Annotated in this window: 20 protein-coding genes and 2 tRNA genes; 13 read left to right on the top strand and 9 right to left on the bottom strand. The window is 60.2% G+C overall.

All coding sequences use genetic code 11. The features are described from left to right. The first annotated feature begins 311 nt into the window (after positions 1-311). Positions 312-986, top strand: coding sequence for a response regulator transcription factor (locus KF691_10135; protein MBX3389797.1), 675 nt, complete (start codon positions 312-314; stop codon positions 984-986). A gap of 191 nt (positions 987-1177) precedes the next feature. Here KF691_10135 and KF691_10130 read toward each other — a convergent pair whose 3' ends face one another. Together KF691_10130 and KF691_10125 are read right to left on the bottom strand one after the other, a co-directional pair. Then, positions 1178-1957 carry a hypothetical protein gene (locus KF691_10130; GenBank protein ID MBX3389796.1) on the bottom strand — a complete coding sequence of 260 codons (780 nt, stop codon included), beginning with the start codon at positions 1955-1957 and terminating at the stop codon, positions 1178-1180. After that, positions 1954-3204 carry a right-handed parallel beta-helix repeat-containing protein gene (locus KF691_10125; GenBank protein MBX3389795.1) on the bottom strand — a complete coding sequence of 417 codons (1251 nt, stop codon included), beginning with the start codon at positions 3202-3204 and terminating at the stop codon, positions 1954-1956. Before KF691_10125 ends, KF691_10130 begins: the two co-directional genes overlap by 4 nt. 709 nt (positions 3205-3913) lie before the next feature. Here KF691_10125 and KF691_10120 point away from each other — a divergent pair. Then, the gene (locus tag KF691_10120) at positions 3914-5047 is read left to right on the top strand and encodes an IS5 family transposase (GenBank protein ID MBX3389794.1); all 1134 of its coding nucleotides are present in this window, start codon (positions 3914-3916) and stop codon (positions 5045-5047) included. Between the two features lie 73 nt (positions 5048-5120). Here the strand turns inward: KF691_10120 and KF691_10115 are convergent, their stop codons facing one another. Continuing rightward, positions 5121-6041 (bottom strand): recombinase family protein, encoded by a 921-nt coding sequence (locus tag KF691_10115; protein MBX3389793.1) that lies wholly within the window; start codon positions 6039-6041, stop codon positions 5121-5123. Positions 6042-6250: 209 nt separating this feature from the next. On the opposite strand from KF691_10115, the gene KF691_10110 reads away from it, so the two are divergent. From KF691_10110 to KF691_10100, 3 genes are all read left to right on the top strand, one after another. Continuing rightward, positions 6251-6679: a hypothetical protein gene (locus KF691_10110; protein MBX3389792.1), complete on the top strand. Its 429-nt coding sequence runs from the start codon at positions 6251-6253 to the stop codon at positions 6677-6679. 237 nt (positions 6680-6916) lie between these two features. Then, positions 6917-8008 carry a hypothetical protein gene (locus tag KF691_10105; protein ID MBX3389791.1) on the top strand — a complete coding sequence of 364 codons (1092 nt, stop codon included), beginning with the start codon at positions 6917-6919 and terminating at the stop codon, positions 8006-8008. A 425-nt stretch (positions 8009-8433) separates the two neighbouring features. Then, positions 8434-9630: a type II secretion system protein gene (locus KF691_10100; GenBank protein MBX3389790.1), complete on the top strand. Its 1197-nt coding sequence runs from the start codon at positions 8434-8436 to the stop codon at positions 9628-9630. Between the two features lie 189 nt (positions 9631-9819). On the opposite strand, the gene KF691_10095 is transcribed toward KF691_10100, so the two are convergent. The 4 genes from KF691_10095 to KF691_10080 all read right to left on the bottom strand — a co-directional run bounded on the left by KF691_10095 (position 9820) and on the right by KF691_10080 (position 12920). Further along, on the bottom strand, positions 9820-10953 hold the full coding sequence (locus tag KF691_10095) for an IS5 family transposase (protein MBX3389789.1): 1134 nt from the start codon (positions 10951-10953) through the stop codon (positions 9820-9822). Between the two features lie 566 nt (positions 10954-11519). Continuing rightward, a tRNA-Ser gene (locus tag KF691_10090) sits at positions 11520-11610 on the bottom strand. Between the two features lie 193 nt (positions 11611-11803). Next, on the bottom strand, positions 11804-12082 hold the full coding sequence (locus KF691_10085) for a hypothetical protein (GenBank protein ID MBX3389788.1): 279 nt from the start codon (positions 12080-12082) through the stop codon (positions 11804-11806). A gap of 205 nt (positions 12083-12287) precedes the next feature. Then, complete coding sequence (locus KF691_10080) at positions 12288-12920, bottom strand: DUF3553 domain-containing protein (GenBank protein MBX3389787.1); 633 nt, start codon at positions 12918-12920, stop codon at positions 12288-12290. 337 nt (positions 12921-13257) lie between these two features. Here KF691_10080 and KF691_10075 point away from each other — a divergent pair, with 337 nt between their 5' ends. The 3 genes from KF691_10075 (at position 13258) to KF691_10065 (ending at position 14362) form a co-directional block, all read left to right on the top strand. Beyond that, positions 13258-13509 carry a DNA-directed RNA polymerase subunit omega gene (locus tag KF691_10075; GenBank protein MBX3389786.1) on the top strand — a complete coding sequence of 84 codons (252 nt, stop codon included), beginning with the start codon at positions 13258-13260 and terminating at the stop codon, positions 13507-13509. A gap of 90 nt (positions 13510-13599) precedes the next feature. Continuing rightward, positions 13600-14223, top strand: coding sequence for a phosphopantothenoylcysteine decarboxylase (locus KF691_10070; protein MBX3389785.1), 624 nt, complete (start codon positions 13600-13602; stop codon positions 14221-14223). 50 nt (positions 14224-14273) lie between these two features. After that, positions 14274-14362, top strand: a tRNA-Ser gene (locus tag KF691_10065). Positions 14363-14383: 21 nt separating this feature from the next. Here KF691_10065 and KF691_10060 read toward each other — a convergent pair. Further along, on the bottom strand, positions 14384-14944 hold the full coding sequence (locus tag KF691_10060; GenBank protein ID MBX3389784.1) for a GNAT family N-acetyltransferase: 561 nt from the start codon (positions 14942-14944) through the stop codon (positions 14384-14386). A 22-nt stretch (positions 14945-14966) separates the two neighbouring features. Next, complete coding sequence (guaA, locus tag KF691_10055) at positions 14967-16532, bottom strand: glutamine-hydrolyzing GMP synthase (protein ID MBX3389783.1); 1566 nt, start codon at positions 16530-16532, stop codon at positions 14967-14969. A gap of 120 nt (positions 16533-16652) precedes the next feature. Between guaA and KF691_10050 the strand changes: the two genes are divergently transcribed. From KF691_10050 to ribH, 5 genes are read left to right on the top strand one after another with little or no spacing between them, the layout of a single operon-like run. Continuing rightward, positions 16653-17033 carry a hypothetical protein gene (locus tag KF691_10050; GenBank protein MBX3389782.1) on the top strand — a complete coding sequence of 127 codons (381 nt, stop codon included), beginning with the start codon at positions 16653-16655 and terminating at the stop codon, positions 17031-17033. Next, positions 17030-17539, top strand: a complete 510-nt coding sequence (locus KF691_10045) for an ATP-binding protein (GenBank protein ID MBX3389781.1) — start codon at positions 17030-17032, stop codon at positions 17537-17539. Before KF691_10050 ends, KF691_10045 begins: the two co-directional genes overlap by 4 nt. Continuing rightward, entirely contained in the window at positions 17532-17882 is a 351-nt protein-coding gene (locus KF691_10040; GenBank protein MBX3389780.1) for an STAS domain-containing protein, read from the top strand. Before KF691_10045 ends, KF691_10040 begins: the two co-directional genes overlap by 8 nt. 16 nt (positions 17883-17898) lie before the next feature. Beyond that, a complete protein-coding gene (locus KF691_10035) occupies positions 17899-18732 on the top strand; it encodes an ABC transporter permease (GenBank protein MBX3389779.1) in 834 nt (277 codons plus the stop codon). Between the two features lie 52 nt (positions 18733-18784). Further along, on the top strand, positions 18785-19345 hold the full coding sequence (ribH, locus tag KF691_10030; GenBank protein MBX3389778.1) for a 6,7-dimethyl-8-ribityllumazine synthase: 561 nt from the start codon (positions 18785-18787) through the stop codon (positions 19343-19345). Position 19346 lies beyond the last annotated feature (1 nt).

Here is a 19346-nt window from a genome sequence, read left to right as displayed (position 1 = left end):
GAGATGTTGCGGCAGCTTCGGGCCGCGGAGAACAAGCGTGAAGATTCGATCCTGAAACGGATTTGCACGGATGCCATGCAGTCGGCCGGGCGTGCATCGCCGGACGGGTTGTTCGTCGCGATGCGGAAGCGCCGCGTACGCCGTCTTGTTCGGCACGGATAAAACATCATGGAAACGGGGTGTGATTCGCATCTCGGAGTGTTTCGTGAATCAGGATTCATCTGAGTATGAGAACATGGTTTTCCTGCAGGTTGAGAGCGCGGATTGCGCTTTCGATTGGTGGGGCGGGGCGAGACGACGAGGAGTGACACATGCGGGCCCTTGTGATCGAAGACAATGTGAAGATGGCAAAGGGAATTCAGACCGGTCTCGAAGATGCGGGCTTCTCGATTGATGTTTCGCATTCGGGTGCCGAGGGCGAAGATCTCGCGGCGAGTTCGCCGTTCGACGCAATTCTGCTCGACCTGATGCTGCCGGACCGCGACGGATTCGAAGTCTGCCGCAATCTCCGGCGACGAAAGGTGTCAACTCCCATCCTCATGCTGACGGCGCTCGGCACGACCGAGGACAAAGTGCAAGGATTGGATTGCGGCGCCGACGATTACCTGCCCAAGCCGTTCCGATTCGAGGAACTCATCGCCCGCATGCGCGCCATGACGCGGCGGCACCAGTCGACCGAAAGCAAGTACCTGCGCTGCGACGACCTCGAACTTGATCTCTACACCCGGCGCGCGAAGCGCGGCGAAGAGTATTGGGATCTCGCGGCTCGTGAATTCGGTTTGCTCGAGTACCTGATGCGCAACCAGAATCGCGTGTTGAGTCGCGCGCAGATCGGTGAAAACGTTTGGGACGTCAACTTCGAACCGACCAGCAACGTGATCGATGTGTACATCTCCTCACTGCGCCGGAAAATCGACCGGGCCGACCGGCGACCCCTCATCCACACCGTCAAGAACGCAGGCTACCGATTCGGTCTGATGGATTGAGTCGAACTCGCTCGGCTTCGGTACAGTGAGTTGAATTCATCGGTCGAACGCCCAGCCGCTGCCGCGAAGTACACCCCCGAAGAGATTTGAATCGCTGCTCGTTGCCGAAACACCGCCCTGTACTCCGGGGCGGTGTTTTTGTTTCGAGCGCGCAGAGGCCGCGGCAATCTTCAGAACTTGATCTTGGAAGTTCACGGACAAATCAATTCGTTGTACGCGCCGACAAAGATCACAAAGTCGGCGTCTTCGACGACGGAATCATGATTGAAGTCGGCGGGGCAACCCGCGGGCATTGACAACGCGGTGCAATCCAGCAGGTTGTATGCCGCAACGAAGACTGCAAAGTCGGCGTCGTCCACTTGTCCGTCGACATTGAGGTCGCCGGTGCAAATAAACGGCCAGAACTCATACGCGCCGCGGTCGAGCGGTGGACCGAAACTTGCGTTCGGCACGTTCGGATCGTCCACGACGCGGATGCGGTCATCAAGATCGACATTCAGGAACTCCAGCAGTCCGTAGTGGATGAGATCTGCAAAGAGCCGTGTGCCATTCGCAGAATCGATCGCGGGCGAGCCCTGGGTCAGGCGGCTGTTGTCGTCGAGCGTTCCGGGGATGCCGTCGGGGCCGAGGATGTCGGCGAACTCGGGATCCACGTTCGAATTCTGGAGGATCGGGTCGGAGATCGAGGGAATCCATCCCTGAACATCGTAGTACACCGCGATTCCACCGACGACTTGGGCATCGAGTGATTGGCCGAGAGACTCTGACTGATTGAAGAAGACGATCGAATTACTGAGGTTGGCTTTGTATATGCCTGCTCCCTGACCGCGCGCCATATTGCCGGCGATCGTGCAGTTGTCGATCGAATTGTCGCCGATGGCGCAGATGGCGCCGCCGATTCCGTCGCGTCCGGGCGGAGCGGTGGAGGTGTCGCCCTTACCGGCCTTGTTCCCGGTGAGTTCGCAATTCACGAGGAAGACGAGCGAGCTTGAGAAAATGGCGCCTCCGTCTCCGGCGTCGCCTTCTTGCAGGCCGTTGCCGGCACGGTTCCCGAGAAAACGGCAGTTGGCGAAGGTGGCCGAACCAGCCGCATACACCGCACCTCCGGAGCTCGAGCCGACATCGCTCCGTCCCGCAGAATTGCCCATGAAATTGCAGCGGGAGAACGCGGCGGACCCGCCGCTGAGATAGACGGCTCCTCCCTCACCTGCCGGGCCCCCTGTGTGTCATAGCCAAAAACAGGGTCGGGAAAGCCGCAGGTGATGCCGAAGGACGACCCAGCGGAGTTCCCAAAGAAATCACAGTCGAAGACTGCAAGCGAGGAATTGAGAGCATAAAGCGCGCCGCCGGACGCGGCGGCACCGGGTGAATGGCCGTTACCGGTGATGCATTCCGCCGATGTTTCTCCTCCGCGATTGCTTGAGAATGTCGAGTTGCGAAGCACCAACGTGCTGCCGTCAACATAAATGGCGCCACCGTGGCCCGGGAGGGGCGGGCGTGGCCAGACAATAAAATCCCACTCGGGCCATCCGTGCGAAAAATTGGAATCAAAATGGCAGTCGCTGATCGTCACGTCGGCGCTGTTGACGATGCAGATTGCCCCTCCCTGCCCGAAATCGCCGTTGGGCACGGTGTACGTGCTATTGTTCGCGAGCACACAATGCAGGATCGACACCGTGCCGCCCTGCACGAGCACGCCGCCTCCGCCCGCGCGAGTTCCGCTCAGCCGCGGCGCGTATCCATCACGGATCGTAAATCCCGAGATGGTCATTCCGCCGCCGCTTTCAAGAACAAGGACCGAAGATCCCTCGTGGTAAGAGACTGGGGCCTTCAGGATTGTGACGTTCTCGTTCGGTCGAGCCTGGCTGAGATCAGTCTCGGTTCCGGAGAATCCGCCGTAGAGGCTGGCCCCGGTGGGAACCATGAAGCTCGTGTATACATTCGGTGTGCTGTAGATCCCCTTGGTAACCCAGAGCTGATCGCCGCTCTGCGCGGCGGCAAGCGCGCTGTCCATGGTGTTGAAGGCGGTTGTCCAGCTCAAGCCGTCGCCGCTGGACGGCGACGCGCCGTTCACAAAGATCACGCCAGCGGGCGCGGTCGTCGAGCCGGCGATCGCAAGCAGCAGGGCAGCCCCGAGGGTACCAAAGCGCTTGATGCGGTGGCGGCGAGAGCAGGTGAGTGTCTGATCAAGGAAATCCGGGTTGAAGCTGCGCTCCATGAGTCACCTTCTCGTGTCGTTTGGACCGCGGCGTCCATACCACGAACGGGCGGCTCCGCACAATGAACAGCATCCCATGGCGCAGGAGGCATCTCAACAGGAAAATTTCCCGGATAGAAAATCGCGTCCGGCGGGTGATCGTCGTTGACGAATCTCGTTTTCCGCTCGGTGTCATCGCAAGCCCGAATTTGCTGCGAGCATTTCCCGAGCGAGTGATCCCCGTGCGGCGACGAAAGCCAGAGGACCATGGCTGCATCCGGTCGCGCAAATCGGAACTCGTCGCGGACGACGCGAAAGAAGCGGAAACCGGCATGTCACTATGCGATCGGCACGCTCCCGCCGATGCACGATCATGAACCGCAGATTCGGCGCATGATCCGAAATCGAAGCTCACGGAAAGACTTGATCCCAAGCGTCCACGAGGTCAAGAAATATTGCCTTGCACGCGGGGATGACCGACGACTCCGTGCGAGAACCGCGCGGGAGCATGCGAGAGAAAGCGGAGACTACTCCAAAACGTTCGAACGATTCTCACGTTTTGGGATGGTGAATCCCAGACCGGCGTTGGAGGTCCCGACGCCGACCGAACCTGACAGATTCCCAGGCTGTTCGCAAGCCTCGCGAACAAGACCGAACAGCCTTAGCAGGCTGTTGAAGAATCCCGCAAAGCCCGCGCAACCGGAAGTTTCCGGCGTGCGAAGATGAGGGCATGAAGGGCACACCCGGTCGGCAGGCGGCGATCTACCACACGTTCAACGTCGAAGATTTGATCGAGACTGGCCATCCGCTGCGGCCGATCAAGCGGATGGTGGACACGGCGCTGGCCGAGATGACCCGCACGTTTGCCGCGGCGTACAGCAGCCTCGGGCGGCCGGGCATCCCGCCCGAGACGCTGCTCAAGGCGCTCCTGCTGCAGTGTCTCTACACCATCCGGTCCGAACGCGAGCTGTGCAGGCGTCTGAAGACCGACCTCCTCTTCCGCTGGTTCCTGGATTTGCAGCCATCGGACGAAGTGTTCGACCACTCGGTCTTCACGCACAACCGCGACCGGCTGGCCGAGCACGGCATCACGAGGAAGTTCTTCGAGCATGTGGTGAAGCAGGCGATCGATGCGGGATTGACCAGCGACGAGCACTTCACGGTGGACGGCTCGCTCATCCAGAGCCACGCCTCGCTCAAGAGCCTGAAGAGGATCGAACGCGAGGCGTCGGACAAAGACGACGATGGACCATCGGGACGCAACCCATCGGGGGACTTCAAGGGCGAGCGGCGGACCAACGCGACGCACGCCAGCACGACCGACCCGGAGGCGAAGCTCTACAAGAAGGGGAATGGGGTGGGAGCGTTCCTCTGTCACTCGGGCCATGCGCTCACCGAGAACCGGCACGGGCTGGTGATGAGCGTGCGGGTGGATGAAGCCAACGGCACGGCCGAGCGTGCCGGCGCGCTGGCGATGCTCGATCATGTCGAGTGCCGGCACGGGGTGCGTCCATCCACGCTGGGTGCGGACAAGGGGTACGACGCGGGGGCGTTCCTGCTGGCGCTCGAGGAGCGCTGGATCCGGCCGCACGTGGCGATCAAGGAGGGGAAGATCGACTGGGCGAGCACGCGTGCGGACGAGGGAACCTGGGCGAGATGGTTCGTCCGCGGCGAACGACGGAGCGCCGCGTTCAAGAAGAGCCAGCGACGAAGAAAACTGGTGGAGGAGTTCTTCGGATGGGTCAAGACGGTGGCGGGGATGAGACGGGCCAGGCACGTGGGACGCGAGAAGATCGGGCAGTGCTTCGAGCTCGCCGCCGCGGCGTACAACCTGGTGCGGATGCGGAAGCTGCTGGCGGCGTGAGCGGTGCGGGAAACCAGCCAGCAGGAACGATGCCGCCGGGGAAGTGCTCAAATCGCCGGCAATCGGCCGTTGTTCAACAGCCTGCTAGGTCTTCCTCGATGCTGACTGACCAAAGAGCTTGCCGGACTTGCTCGTGGAGATGTTCTTCCCGCAAGTACTTTTGGCTGCATTGCCCCCTTTTCTTCGTGCATCGCAGATATCGGTGCCCTTTCTGAATTTCCATCGTGATCGTGCTTCCGCACTCTCCACACCGAACATGCCCGCGATACATGAATGGCTTGAGTACTCCCCATGTCTTGAATCGGGCGTGGTCATTCATGGCTACGCGGCATTTGTCGAAGACCTCTTGGCTGACCAAAGGCTCGTGCTTGCCCTGGTAGAACTCGCCTTTGTATCGAAGCAGGCCGTAGTAAAACGGATTCTGCAATGCGTGCTGTATCCGACTGTCCGACGGAGGCCTTCCCCGTGGACCCAAGAGTCCCAAGTCGCTCACGATTCGCCGAACATCCTTGAGCGTGTAATCGCCGGTCGCATATAGCTCAAAGAGTTTCGTCACAAGCGGCCCATACACCGGGTGTGGCACAACCATGTGTCGATTTCGATCATTGACGTAACCGAGAGGAGCGACCTGGGGCCAGTGCCCGTTCTTGATGCGATGATTTTTCCCGCGTCTCACGTTTTCGCCAAGGTTGTCCGAGTAATACTTCGATTGACCGAACATCACGGAAAGCATGAATTTGCCTTGAGCCGTAGGTTCAAACGTGAACGTTGGAAATCGCAAATCACGAATGACGCCCGTGTCGATCAGATAGATCACACGTCCGCCATCCATCGAATTGCGAGCAAGACGGTCGGGATGCCAAGCAATGATGCCTGACGCATCGCCTTTGGCGATGCGATCAAGCATTTCGCCGAACATTGGTCGGCCGGGGCGTTTAGCCGTTTGACGTTCGACGAAGACTTGGACGACTTCAAGCTCGTATCGCTTTGCCAAGTCCTTGGCTTCCGCGATTTGATCTTCGATCGATCGGATTTGTTTCGTCTTGTCGTCGGTGGACTTGCGGGCGTAGATGTGTAATGGCCGCGATTGTTGGAATGACTCACTCTGCTTCAGCAGCGTGGACGCATTTCAGATGGACCGGTGTACCGGTTGGTGACAATCCCGCCGGATTCGAGTCCGCGAGATTGGACTTGTATCTCGACATGGCGACGTTCAACGTTCCGGGCAACAAGATTGAGTCGTCGTATGCCGAACTTCGGTACTTCAAGGGTGCATCCGCTACGACATTCGCGTCCGTCGTCGGAGCGGCGGATTACACGTTCAACGATGGATTCGCGTACGACATCACTCCGAAGTTCGCATTCCTTTCAAACTGGTCTTTCCTTGTATCGCTTATCCGTCCATTGGCTCACCCGTGGCCTTCTGCGAATCCACAAGCATTTCTTGATGCAACGACAACGCCGGGTGCGGGCTTGAGCATTCTCGTTGTTGGTCCGACATTTTGGCCTGGCATGTACGCGATGAATCCCGCAACAGTGACATCCGATGTGCCGCCGCCGCTTGTTCCAGCGACGGGCGTTGCGCCAGTGCTGATCGGCGGGTGTGCTCTCGCCGTACGGCGAAAGCGGTAGAACGCGTCATCAACGCTGTTCCTGAAAGCCGCTCGTGGAGGCGGCTTTTTTAATTGCGCCGCGAGATTTGTGTTCGCACTGATGGCGAAGGCATGAGGGCCAAGTTTCGATGACTCCCGTAGGGGCAACCGGCAAGAATTGCGGCGTGTGACATCAGTTTGACAAGTCCGGTTCCTGTCTCTGGTGTTGGGGTTCGGATTGGTTTACGGCCGAGCAGAGATTTGGTACTATTCGCCCATGCGGTTTACCAGAGCGGTCAAAGCATGTGTCCTGATCTCAATGCACGGCGCCGCGTCAGCGTTTGCCGTTGATCAGACGGTTGTAGAGAAGTGGCTCCAACCGTTCTTGGATCCCAAAGCAGATCCTCGGAGTGTGCTTCCGCCCAACACTTGGATCGCATTCAACCTGGTTACTCGATCGAGCATTTCGGACTCCGATTTTGTCGCACTTCAGCAAAGAGTCGGTCAGAAGCCGGATCATCCGGATCGAAAGGCGCTTGAAATCGAGCAGGCTCGTCGATCACCGCAGGGTAGCGTCGAGAACAAACAGGTGTGGTTTGGAAGCAGTTCACTTTGGCGAGCCTGCACGGGGGCTCAGTCATCGTTTCTTGACTTTGGCGAAAGCGGTAATGACCTGTGGACGCTGTCACCCCAGCGTTTCGTGTGGACGTCCCCGAAAGTTAAGCCACTTGAAGGGCATGACATCGCGACGGCATTCACGATGGAGCTAGAGGGTTTAGATTATCTCGTAACAGGAGGCCTGCGAGAAGCGGCGCGCCTAGGTCAGACGATTCAAAGTATCTCCCAAGAAGGGAGTTCATGGAAGGTGATTCTGAAGCGTGCTGATGGCAGTCTTGCCCGTCGCCTGATTGTCGAGTGGAACGACTCAGCCAATCGAGGGTTCATTTCTGAAAACATGCACCTCGATCAAGCGGGTAAGGATGCGGGGGGTTGGCGCATTAGCGGATGGTCGTTACGGTTGCCAAACCTCTGGATGGCTTCATCGGCCTCGAGCGATGGAAGGTGGGGCGGCGGGAAGTATGAATTCCAGTTGGTAAAAGTGGAGACGGTCGATGAGGCCAAGATCAAAGAGATGGCGATGCCGCCCCAAGAGGGACGCCCCGACCCAGTTCGAGGGGAATTGACCTTCCGGACTTTTATTGATGGTCGTAGCGGAAGCATGGAGGTTTCCAAGCGCTCGGCTGAAAACATGGTGAGGGTAGATGCTTCGTCTCCAAGCGATCGATTGAGGCTTTTTGGATGGCTGATTGGCGGATCTGTAATTATCGGCTTAATTGCTCTCCGGGCGTGGCTTCGTAAGCCGGGCTAAATTGGAGAGATGCTGTTGGACGTTTCTAAGGGAGTCGACATGCGAAATCGGAGTGCAACATTGGCAGCGGGACTCGGGGCAGCGATCATGTTGGTGGCCGCAGCCTCATTTGCGGGCGACGAGACCCTGCCTTGTTGGTCAGATTATCAAATCTATCCTTCCGTTTGTGACAAGGCACCGGCAGGCACCTTTACCAATATTTGCCCAATTCTTTCCACAGAGGACAGCGAAGTCATTGCCTGCAGACGCTCGTCGAACGGGGGCACCGCGCCAGGCGCACCCCAGCCGGCCGTTTGCAAGAAGTCACATCTCACGAAGGTCAGCTTGGATTGCGTTCAGCCCACTATTTTTAGTTCGTACACGATGAACAGCCGCTTTGCCGAGGGCAATTGCGGCGCGGTCGAGTAGATCCTTTGAGGTTGCAAATGACTGCGAAGGTTTGCTGGTTGCTTGCATCCGCCGTTGCCTGCGTAATTGCAGTCAGCGGCATTCTTAAGCTTGCGGATCTGCCGGGCTTTAGTCAGGCGTTGTCCACTTGGACTGTGCTCCCCGGACCGGTAAAGAGCATTGTCCTGGTTTGCCTTCCGATTTTAGAAGTTGCCGCCGGAATCGGCTTTCTTTTCTTTGGGCGTTCGAAGGCCGTGTTCATCGGAATGTTCGTTTTCCTAGTAATGGCAAGCGCCGCCTATGTGACGCAGCTGTTGACGGGGGAGGCCCCAAAGTGCGGGTGCTTGGGGCTGCTGTCGGAGTACGTTTACCAACGCGAGACGGCCAAGGCGGTACTGTTTCGCGACGGCGTATTGCTGCTTTGCAGCGCCCTCGCTCTTGTTCTTTGGCCTCGTCGAAAGCTGGACCCTGCTTCGGCGGGCCGAGCGACAGTCGCTCCAACTCTTCCCCCTGTCGAATCGCCCGCAAATGGATTTACGTTGATTGAAATGCTGGTGAGCATAGCCATCGTCGCCATCCTACTTGCTCTTGTCGTGCCTTCGCTCATGCCAATGCGAGCGGCGGCTCGCGATACCAAACGGCTGGCACAGCTTCGTTCTCACGGAACAGTGTTCGCCAGCTACGCAAATGACTTCCGCGAGTTGTTTCCCGCGATTACCGAACCGAAAAGCACGGCGACAGTTTACAGGTTCCAAGGGCGAGCTTTCTATGTGCCATATTTCGGGGCGTGTTGGGCTTGGAACTTGGCGCTCGCACCTAGCTATTACGGGGACAACCCGTGGGACGCTTCCTTCACTCCGCCCGGACAGAAACCGCAGGTTTTTTCGCAGTATTACTGGTACGCTTCGTCATTTCTGACTGACCCGAAATTCTGGGATCCGTACGAACGCCTCGGGCCATCGCAGTGGCGTTCCACGCGATTGAACGAAGTGACCTTTCCACAGAAAAAGGCGCTGATCACGAACGAGGGCGAAATTGGATTTCTTGAAGGACGCGGAATCAATAAGTCGGAACGATCAGCGGCCTTTGTCGATGGGCACGCGGCAAAGACCGCGCCCGAAAACATGGTGACGCCCTATCCAAATGGCCTGGGCGATTGGTTTGATTGCACCAGTGAGAAGGAAGTCTTTGGCCTTTACACTCTTTACGGTGTTAAAGGTCAGGACGTCCGCTAGTGACGCAGTCCGATTGCTCAACGTGTAGCTTGTGACTCAAGAGAATGGCTTTGCGGCAAGCCAAGTGCTGGCTTGCCGCACTGTCCACGAAGCACTAAACTCTAGCAGGCTGTTGAACAACGGCCGATTGCCGGCGATTTGAGCACTTCCCCGGCGGCATCGTTCCTGCTGGCTGGTTTCCCGCACCGCTCACGCCGCCAGCAGCTTCCGCATCCGCACCAGGTTGTACGCCGCGGCGGCGAGTTCGAAGCACTGCCCGATCTTCTCGCGTCCCACGTGCCTGGCCCGTCTCATCCCCGCCACCGTCTTGACCCATCCGAAGAACTCCTCCACCAGTTTTCTTCGTCGCTGGCTCTTCCTGAACGCGGCGCTCCGTCGTTCACCGCGGACGAACCACCGCGCCCAGGTCCCCTCGTCCGCGCGAGCGCCCGCCCAGTCGATCTTGCCCTCCTTGATCGCCACGTGCGGCCGGATCCAGCGCTCCTCGAGCGCCAGCAGGAACGCCCCCGCGTCGTACCCCTTGTCCGCACCCAGCGTGGATGGACGCACCCCGTGCCGGCACTCGACATGATCGAGCATCGCCAGCGCGCCGGCACGCTCGGCCGTGCCGTTGGCTTCATCCACCCGCACGCTCATCACCAGCCCGTGCCGGTTCTCGGTGAGCGCATGGCCCGAGTGACAGAGGAACGCTCCCACCCCATTCCCCTTCTTGTAGAGCTTCGCCTCCGGGTCGGTCGTGCTGGCGTGCGTCGCGTTGGTCCGCCGCTCGCCCTTGAAGTCCCCCGATGGGTTGCGTCCCGATGGTCCATCGTCGTCTTTGTCCGACGCCTCGCGTTCGATCCTCTTCAGGCTCTTGAGCGAGGCGTGGCTCTGGATGAGCGAGCCGTCCACCGTGAAGTGCTCGTCGCTGGTCAATCCCGCATCGATCGCCTGCTTCACCACATGCTCGAAGAACTTCCTCGTGATGCCGTGCTCGGCCAGCCGGTCGCGGTTGTGCGTGAAGACCGAGTGGTCGAACACTTCGTCCGATGGCTGCAAATCCAGGAACCAGCGGAAGAGGAGGTCGGTCTTCAGACGCCTGCACAGCTCGCGTTCGGACCGGATGGTGTAGAGACACTGCAGCAGGAGCGCCTTGAGCAGCGTCTCGGGCGGGATGCCCGGCCGCCCGAGGCTGCTGTACGCCGCGGCAAACGTGCGGGTCATCTCGGCCAGCGCCGTGTCCACCATCCGCTTGATCGGCCGCAGCGGATGGCCAGTCTCGATCAAATCTTCGACGTTGAACGTGTGGTAGATCGCCGCCTGCCGACCGGGTGTGCCCTTCATGCCCTCATCTTCGCACGCCGGAAACTTCCGGTTGCGCGGGCTTTGCGGGATTCTTCAACAGCCTGCTAGCCAACGAGTTGCGGGTTGCGGTCGAGCAAGAAGCGGCAAATGACGTGAACGCTGCCCAAATTGAGGAGTATCGCTTGCGAGCGGAGATTGCCGCGGATCAAAGCCGATTGGATCGGCTGATGATGGTGTATTTGGACAAGGCAATCTCGGTTGAAGAATACCGGGAAACGAAAAATCGGCTTGTCCAAGCCAAGCACAAGGCAGAAGAAGAGCTCGGGGCACTCGCTGAAAGCGGTGGATGGCTCGAACCGGCGAAGCGTGTTCTAAGTGCTTCTTATGAAGCCGCTTGCATCGCAGAAAGCGGCGATCCCGTGAAAACTTGGCGTTTCTTCCGAAACGTCGGCTCGAACCTGACTCTTCGGAATCGCGAGCTTCAGTGGGCTCCTCGCGGGGCGTGGCAACTGTTTGCGGATCAGGGAGTTGCGGGGCGGGAACCAAGCGGGGCGGATTGCGGTGGCGCAAGAAAAATGCCCGAGAACCGGGCAGATCGAATCAAGCGGAGAGGGGGGGATTCGAACCCCCGATACAGACCTAAATCCGTATAACGGTTTAGCAAACCGCCGCCTTCAGCCTCTCGGCCACCTCTCCGGCGTGGTCCAAGCATAGCCGACTTTTGCGGGCCCGACAAAGCTGCGCCCGGGTCTGTGCAGGCCGCTCGAAAAAGGTGCGACGGCTCCAGCGCGGCGGAGTCAACGCGCGCGGAGCCGTCGCTTTGGGGGGGCTTGGTTTCATCCGGGGAGAACGCTCTTGCGTTCCGGATCCGCCAACAAGCCGAACTCGATCAGTCCGAGCCCTCGGATTCGCTGTTGCGTTTTTCGAGCAGGCTGCGGAGGTAGTCGTTTTCGCGCCGCGTGGCTTCGAGATCGAAGACAAGGTACTTCACGCTGAGCCGGAGGTAGTCGAGCGACTCCTGCAGGTCGCCGATCGTCTGACGCATTTTGTCATGTCGTGTCTGCGCTTCGCCGGCCATGGCTTCAAGAGGTGCGCGATCGGTCTCGGGGAGCTCGCCGATCTGGGCCATGAGTTCCCCGAGCTTCTTCTGAAAGTCCTGTTCGTTCATGTCTCTCTCCATATGTCACTTCCCGAATGGGAAGCCAGGAACGGAGGGAGACGATGCAACCAATGGGCCGAACCCGTGCCAAAGCGCGAATTCCGGCGCGGTCCGAGAAAAGGCGATGTCTTGAGTCTTGTGAGGGCGCGAGCGACAGGCCGGTCCGCTCATTCGGGCTGTCGGATAGAAGGGTGCTGCGGGGTGTTGCCAAACATCAACGGTTGATGTCGATCCGACGCACGGCGGCCTGGGCTTCCGGAGAAGCCTGCGAGAGCGTCTGGCTGAATGCCGCGGCATCGAGCTTCTTCAGCTCCTTCAGGGTCTTTCGCGCGTGGGCATCGAGGTTCTGCCTGAAGCGATTGAAGAGAGTTTCCAGTTCGTGCCGGTTGTAACGACTGAGCGGATCGCGCATCCCGGACTGCATAACCGCCCAGTCCAGGAGCGAGGCTCCGGAAGGCGTGAACCGGTAGAGGCTCAGGGTTGCGACCGCGCGCTTCTGCAGGGTCGAAAAGGGGTCTGTCGCCGCCTCGGGCAGTCGAAGGAATGTGTCCTCCGTCGCGGCCTTGGCCTCGAGATTCAGAATGGTGTCGGACGTAGACATTGTTGCGTTTCCAAGAGTGGAGCCGAGTGAAAAAGGCTCCGAAGATTCACCCGCGCCCAGAAGTTTGGCGAAGGCGGTTGAGATCGTTTTGCTTCCGACCTTGTCAAACCGGATGGTCAATCGCTGGCAGCGCACGCCTTCCTGCACGAGCGACTGCGCAGCCGTCACAACTCCGACTCCCCATTCGGGTCGATCGGAATGGCGAACCTTGTTGCCGACGCTCCAGTCACGGACGAGATTGGACATTGTCGAGCAATCCGAGCCGCAGAACGGCGAAGCGCCGATGCGCTCCCGCGGACAAAGCCGGTGCACGCCAATCCGCAACCCGCGGAGCGGGCGTGCTTTTCATCAGAAACGGGCCTAAACTTATCGCACGGCGAAAGAGCGGCGCCATCGCACGCATTCTCCAGAAAGCTCCCGGTGCAAACCGGATAGCCCACTGGTGAGCGACGATCGCGAGCGACGTTCGATTCGCGTGACTGAGTATAGGTGATCCGAAATTCGCACGCAAGGAAAATCCGGACGACGCGGGGCGGCATGACCCGGGACCGGAAGCAGTCTTTAAGACAGGACCGATAGAAGCATGATCGAAGCCCTGAAGAGCGACGGTATTGTGAACAAAGTCGGGGGCCGCTTCAAGTTGTGCGCGCTGATCCAGCGCCGGCTTGTTCAGCTCATGGAGGGCTCTCGTCCTCTCGTCGAGCGGAACGGCCGCACCGATCTTGAAATCGTGATCGAAGAGATCATGTCCGACAAGATCACTCTTGATTTCGACAACGCTTCGCTCGTCGAAGCCAAGTCGATCTCGATGGAGCCCAGCGAGGCGCTTCTGTAGTTCCGCGCCCTTGCGGCGAAACGGGGGCGAATCGTGCCGAAGTCCGCGCCATCAAAGTCAGGATCACCGGCTCGATCGTCGAGTTCCGGCATGGCAGGCTTGGGCCCGACCGCAGATCCGGAAGCGCTCCGCGGTTTTGTTGCCGGGCGGCGCGTTCTGATCGGCGTCACGGGCGGGATCGCGGCGTACAAGACCTGCACGATCGTCAGCCGGCTCGCGCAAGCCGGTGCAAACGTCACGGTCGCGATGACGGAAGCGGCGACGCACTTCGTGACCCCGCTTACTTTCCAGGCTCTTTCCGGCGCGCCCGTCTACACGAGCGCGTGGGAGCACATCGAATCGAAGGATCCGCAGCACATCTCGCTCGCGAAGGATCTCGATCTGGCCATCGTCGCACCCGCCACGATGGATTGCCTGGCAAAGCTCGCGACCGGTCGGACAGACGACGTCGTGACGCTCATTCTTTCAGCGGTGGATCGGCGGAAGACGCCGGTCGTACTCGCGCCGGCAATGAATGACGTCATGTGGTCGCAGCCGAGCACTCAGCGGAACACCAAGCAGCTCGTGGAGGACGGTTTTTATCTCGTCGGGCCGGGCTCGGGCTGGCAGGCGTGCCGCACGATCGGAACCGGTCGGATGAGTGAGCCGGAAGAAATCCTCGGTGCGATTCCGCAGTTCCTTCGGCGCCCGGGCGAGAACAGCCGGAAGAAATGATGTTGACGTGGGCGCGGGGGCGCCGAAAGATCGTGGCTCGGTTCGAGTTCGGAGAGGTGCCAGAGTGGTTGAATGGACCGGTTTCGAAAACCGGCAGAGCTCGTAAGGGTTCTCGGGAGTTCGAATCTCCCCCTCTCCGCTTTACTATGCGTCGGGCGGTTCAGGTCTGCCGTTTCTGCCGTGCAGGTTGATGCTTGATCGGGGCGAGCGGGTCTTTCCATTCCTCGATCGTCATCGCCCAGCGCTGGTGATCGCACCATTTGCCGTCGATCTGCAGAAACCGGATCGCCACTCCCTCAAAGCGCATGCCCGCTTTCTTGAGCACGCCGATCGACGCAACGTTGTGCGGCTGAACGTTCGCCTCCACGCGGTGCAATTCGAGCGATCCAAACGCATGGCGGATGGCCAGCAACAGCGCTTCGGTCATGTAGCCGCGGCGGGTGAATTCCTTGCCCATCCAATAGCCGAGATCGCAGCCCTGGAGCGCGCCGTGCCGGATGCCGTTCAAACCGACGTAGCCGACCATGCGCGAATCTTCGTTTCGGAAGATCAGCAATCGCTGGCGTTCGTCGGAATCTGAGGTCCGAAAGAAAGTGTCCCAGCGTTCCGCCTCGGAGCGCACACGCAAACGCGGTTCCCACTTCAAAAGATGATCAAGGCTTGATTCGCGGAGCGCGATCCACGCGGCGCGGTCCGTTGCGAGCGGTCGGCGGAGATACACCGCAGGACCGGATTGAATCGCGTCATTCCCATTCGATCGTCGCGGGCGGTTTGCTGGAGATGTCATAAACGACCCGGTTGACCCCTCGGACTTCGTTGATGATCCGGCTGCTGATCGTGGCCAGAACCTCATACGGCAAGCGAACCCAGTCTGCGGACATGAAATCCTGCGTCTCGACCGCGCGCACGGCGACGCACGAATCGTACGTTCGACCGTCGCCCATCACGCCGACCGATTGGACCGGCAGCAGCACCGCGAACACCTGGCTCGTCTTGCGATACAGATTCGCGGCGGTGATCTCATCCAGCACGATCTCGTCGCATTCGCGGAGGATTTCGAGTTTCTCACGCGTCACTTCGCCGAGGACGCGGACCGCAAGTCCGGGGCCCGGGAACGGATGACGCCAGATGATCTGATCCGGAAGTCCGAGCACTTCGCCCAGCTTCCGCACCTCGTCCTTGAACAGTTCGCGGAGCGGCTCGACCAACTCGAATCCGAGTTCTTCCGGCAGCCCGCCGACATTGTGGTGCAGTTTGATCCCGGCCGACTGTCCGGCGTGGCCATGGCCCGACTCGATGACATCGGGATAGAGCGTGCCCTGCGCGAGAAAGTGCGCATCCTTGATGTCGCGTGAAGCGTGTTTGAACACTTCGATGAAGCGGTGTCCGATGCGCCGGCGCTTTTCCTGCGGGTCGGTCACGCCGGACAAATCGCCGAGAAAATCGGCCGACGCGTCGACGACGCGAAGGTCCATGTGGAAGTGATCGCGGAATGTGGATTCGACGAGATCACGCTCGCCTTTGCGGAGCAACCCTGTATCCACAAACACGCACGTCAACTGGTTGCCGATCGCCTTGTGCAAGAGCGCCGCGGCAACCGACGAATCGACGCCGCCGGAGAGGCCGCAAACGACGTGGCCGTTTCCAACCTGCTCGCGCACGCGATCGGCCGCGGCGCCCGCAAAGTCGGACATCCTCCAGGTATTGCGGCAACCACAGATGTTGAAAAGGAAGTTCTGGATGACTTCGGCGCCGTGGGGCGTGTGCGTGACTTCGGGGTGGAACTGCACGCCGAAAAACCGGCGATTCCCGATCCGGCTTCGGACTGCTGCGTGCGGACAGGTCGGCGTTGAAGCGAGCGTTTCGAAATTCGCCGCGTCGGTCGCCGCGACCTGATCGCCGTGCGACATCCAGACGGTCATTTTTTCCGGCAGCGAAGCAAACAGATCACTTCTATCGGAAACGGCAACCGTCGCGCGACCGAACTCCTTGTGATCTTCACGATTCACTCGGCCGCCCAGCAGGTGTGCGGCGAGCTGCATTCCGTAGCAGATGCCCAGCACCGGGATACCCAGATCGAAGACCGCCGGGTCCATGGTGGGGGCGCCGGGTTCGTAGACGCTTGCCGGGCCACCGGACAGCACGATGCCCTTTGGTGCCATCCGCCGGAGTTCTTCGGGCGTGATCGACGGCGCCACCAAGACCGAATAAACACCCGCGTCGCGGATGCGCCGGGTGATGAGCTGAGCCGTCTGACCCCCGAAGTCGACGACAGGAACGATGTCCCCCGCGACGGGCGGAGACGCGATTGAACTCTTGAGTTTTGTGGAGGGTGGCAACCGATGGCCTCTTTCTTGCGGTAATCGGCCAAGTGTACGGTTCACGGATGGGAACGGCGCGTCAGGTGAGAAGCGGATACGATGATTCACGTGAAGATTCCAGCCACTTTCCTCTTGGCGTCGATGGGGGCATGGGCGGGTTGCAGCTACTCCCCAAGCTTCGATTCCCCCAACCCACAAATGCGTATGTGGGCGACGGTCCAGGCGGCGGATTCGACCGATCCCGCCGACTTTCCCAAACTGGTCGAACAGCTCGACGCCGAAGACGCGGACACGCGGATGCTCGCCATCGGCGTGCTGGAACGGCGGACGGGCACGAATCGCGGGTTTGACTACGCGGCGCCGCGTGCGGAGCGTGCGGCAAGCGTCAAGGAGTGGCAGGAATGGGCGGAGCAATACGCAAGGCTTTCCTCACGCGAACGGTCCTCAGGCTCACGCCGCAGGAAGAATCGGGACGGAGCGGCGGGATGAAACCGGTCGACTCGATGCAGGGAGCCCATGTACGCATGGAGCTGCTCAGCAGCCCGGTCTATACGAGCGGCGCCCGCGACCTCGTGCAGGCGATCACCCGACGGATGGGGTTCCCCGAACTCGACTGTAACAAGATCGCCCTCGCCGTGGATGAAGCGCTCTGCAACATCATGCGCCACGGCTACGAGAGCAAGCCCGATCAGCCGATCTGGCTGGGAGTCTGGCCGCTCGGACTCGCCGATGGCGGAAGCGGCATCCGCATCGTCATCGAGGATCTTGCCCGGCAAATCGAGCCGGACAAAATCAAGGGAAGAGAACTGCACGATGTGAAGCCGGGCGGGCTCGGTGTTCATGTCATCAAGGAAGTCATGGATAAGGTGAGCTATGAAAAGCGCCCCGAAGGCGGAATGCGCCTCACGATGATCAAGCATCTGACGGCTGCGGCCGCGCCGGGGGCGGGCTGCACCGCGGATGGGTGCGAGGGAGGAAAGGGTTGTCATGCCTGAAGGACAGACGTTGCAAGTTGGGTTCGAGACCAAAGGTGACAACGTGATCGTTTCGCCGCAAGGCGAAATTGGTTACAGCGAGGCCACCGTCTTCCGCACCTGGCTCCGAAAGGCTCATGATTCCAAGGCCGCTCGGATCATCGTCGATCTCGCCAAGGTTGACTACATGAACACGCCCGGCGTCGCGACCCTGGTGGAATCGCTCCAGATCTCGAAGCGGAACAAGTCGCGGCTGATTCTCTGCGGAATGAACGAGAAAGTGTTTGCCATTTTCAAGATCGCAAGGCTGGACACCGTCTTTGAGATCTGTCCAACGCTGAGCGACGCAATCTCCAAATCCTGATCCGGTTGCCTTGAGCATGAGCGAAATCGACAGTCCATCCAAAGCGGCCGCGAACCCGTTCCTGTTCATCTGGGTACGCCTCATCGGGTTGCTGTCGCAAATCGGCTCGATCACGCTGCTGTTTTTCAGCGCAGCAAACTGGGTCATCCGTGCGACCTATCAACCGAAGGTACGCATCGGTCGATCCGCGATCGTGTCCCAGATCGTCCGCATCGGAGTGCGCTCGATCGGCATCGTCAGCCTGGTCTCCGGCTGCGTCGGCCTGATTCTCGCGTTTCAGTTGAGTCCGCCGCTCGATGAGTTCGGCCAGAAGGACAAGGTCGCCAACATCGTCGGCGTCGCGGTGCTGCGAGAACTCGGCCCGCTCATCGCGGCAATCGTTCTGACCGGTTTCGCCGGCGCATCCATCGCCGCCGAAATCGGCACGATGGTCGTCGGCGAAGAGATCGAGGCCCTCGAAGCTTGCGCGATGAATCCCGTCAAGTTCCTCGTCGTGCCGCGCGTCATCGCATCGATCCTTTCCCTGACGGCGATCTCCGTGATCAGCGACATCGTCGCGGTCGCCGCGGCACTCGGCATATCCATGGTTGCGCTCGGAATTCCCTATGCCGCGTTCATGAGCAACCTGTACGACCAGGTGAAACTGGTCGACTTCGCCACCGGCGTGTCGAAGGGCGCTGTCTTCGGGCTGCTCATCGCGATCATCGCGTGTTACAACGGCTTGAAGGTCACTGGCGGCGCGATGGGCGTGGGCGTCGCGACGACGAGCACGGTCGTGCAGTCGGTCGTCGCGGTCATCATCTGCGACCTTGTTTTCACGACGATCTTCTTCGCGCTCGGATTTGTTTGAAGCGCGAAGTCCAGCGGAAAAGCGAGCGGCCCGGACGTACCATCCGCCCTCTATGGCGTCGAGAAAGGGACCTGTGAAAAAGGCCGGGCGGGAAGACTCGCCTCGGATCGCGGTGGTTGTAAGTCGCTACAACGCGACGGTCACCGATCGGCTTGTTCTCGGCGCGATCGAGACGACGGTCCGCCGCACCGGTCGAACCCCCGAAGTGTTCGATGCGCCGGGCGCGTTCGAGCTGCCGGTGCTTTGCGATACCGTCGCACGGAGCGGCCGGTTCTCCGGCGTCGTCGCGCTCGGTTGCCTGATCCGGGGCGAAACGATCCACGACCGCGTCATCGCCGACAGCGTCGCGGGCGCGATCCAGAATTCGATGCTCAAGACCGGCGTACCGATCGCCTTCGGCGTCCTGACCGTCGAGAACGCCGCCCAGGCGCGTGCGCGCGCGGGCGGCAAGCACGGGAACAAGGGCTCCGAGGCGGTCGAAGCCCTGCTCGACACGATTGAATCGCTGAGCGCGATCCGCGACGCAAGCACGACAAGGATTGGTCGAAAGCTTCCCGACAAGACGAAGCCACGTGCCGGGATGAAACCAGTCGCCCGCAGGAGGAAGGGTTGAA

The sequence above is a fragment of the Phycisphaeraceae bacterium genome (genome assembly GCA_019636555.1).
Taxonomy (GTDB): domain Bacteria; phylum Planctomycetota; class Phycisphaerae; order Phycisphaerales; family UBA1924; genus JAFEBO01.
Note: the sequence above shows the minus strand (reverse complement) of the source record. Positions and strands in the feature narration are given on the sequence as shown.

What these genes read in the sequence shown, in the direction of transcription:
- KF691_10080 (MBX3389787.1), bottom strand. Translation starts at nt 12,920, where the DNA reads ATGTCCAATCTCGTCCGTGACTGGAGCGTCGGCAACAAGGTTCGCCAT.
- KF691_10035 (MBX3389779.1), top strand. Translation starts at nt 17,899, where the DNA reads ATGAGCGAAATCGACAGTCCATCCAAAGCGGCCGCGAACCCGTTCCTG.
- KF691_10120 (MBX3389794.1), top strand. Translation starts at nt 3,914, where the DNA reads ATGAAGGGCACACCCGGTCGGCAGGCGGCGATCTACCACACGTTCAAC.
- KF691_10110 (MBX3389792.1), top strand. Translation starts at nt 6,251, where the DNA reads ATGGCGACGTTCAACGTTCCGGGCAACAAGATTGAGTCGTCGTATGCC.
- KF691_10095 (MBX3389789.1), bottom strand. Translation starts at nt 10,953, where the DNA reads ATGAAGGGCACACCCGGTCGGCAGGCGGCGATCTACCACACGTTCAAC.
- ribH (MBX3389778.1), top strand. Translation starts at nt 18,785, where the DNA reads ATGGCGTCGAGAAAGGGACCTGTGAAAAAGGCCGGGCGGGAAGACTCG.
- KF691_10040 (MBX3389780.1), top strand. Translation starts at nt 17,532, where the DNA reads ATGCCTGAAGGACAGACGTTGCAAGTTGGGTTCGAGACCAAAGGTGAC.
- KF691_10105 (MBX3389791.1), top strand. Translation starts at nt 6,917, where the DNA reads ATGCGGTTTACCAGAGCGGTCAAAGCATGTGTCCTGATCTCAATGCAC.
- KF691_10045 (MBX3389781.1), top strand. Translation starts at nt 17,030, where the DNA reads ATGAAACCGGTCGACTCGATGCAGGGAGCCCATGTACGCATGGAGCTG.
- KF691_10070 (MBX3389785.1), top strand. Translation starts at nt 13,600, where the DNA reads ATGGCAGGCTTGGGCCCGACCGCAGATCCGGAAGCGCTCCGCGGTTTT.
- KF691_10085 (MBX3389788.1), bottom strand. Translation starts at nt 12,082, where the DNA reads ATGAACGAACAGGACTTTCAGAAGAAGCTCGGGGAACTCATGGCCCAG.
- KF691_10135 (MBX3389797.1), top strand. Translation starts at nt 312, where the DNA reads ATGCGGGCCCTTGTGATCGAAGACAATGTGAAGATGGCAAAGGGAATT.
- KF691_10100 (MBX3389790.1), top strand. Translation starts at nt 8,434, where the DNA reads ATGACTGCGAAGGTTTGCTGGTTGCTTGCATCCGCCGTTGCCTGCGTA.
- KF691_10075 (MBX3389786.1), top strand. Translation starts at nt 13,258, where the DNA reads ATGATCGAAGCCCTGAAGAGCGACGGTATTGTGAACAAAGTCGGGGGC.
- KF691_10125 (MBX3389795.1), bottom strand. Translation starts at nt 3,204, where the DNA reads ATGGAGCGCAGCTTCAACCCGGATTTCCTTGATCAGACACTCACCTGC.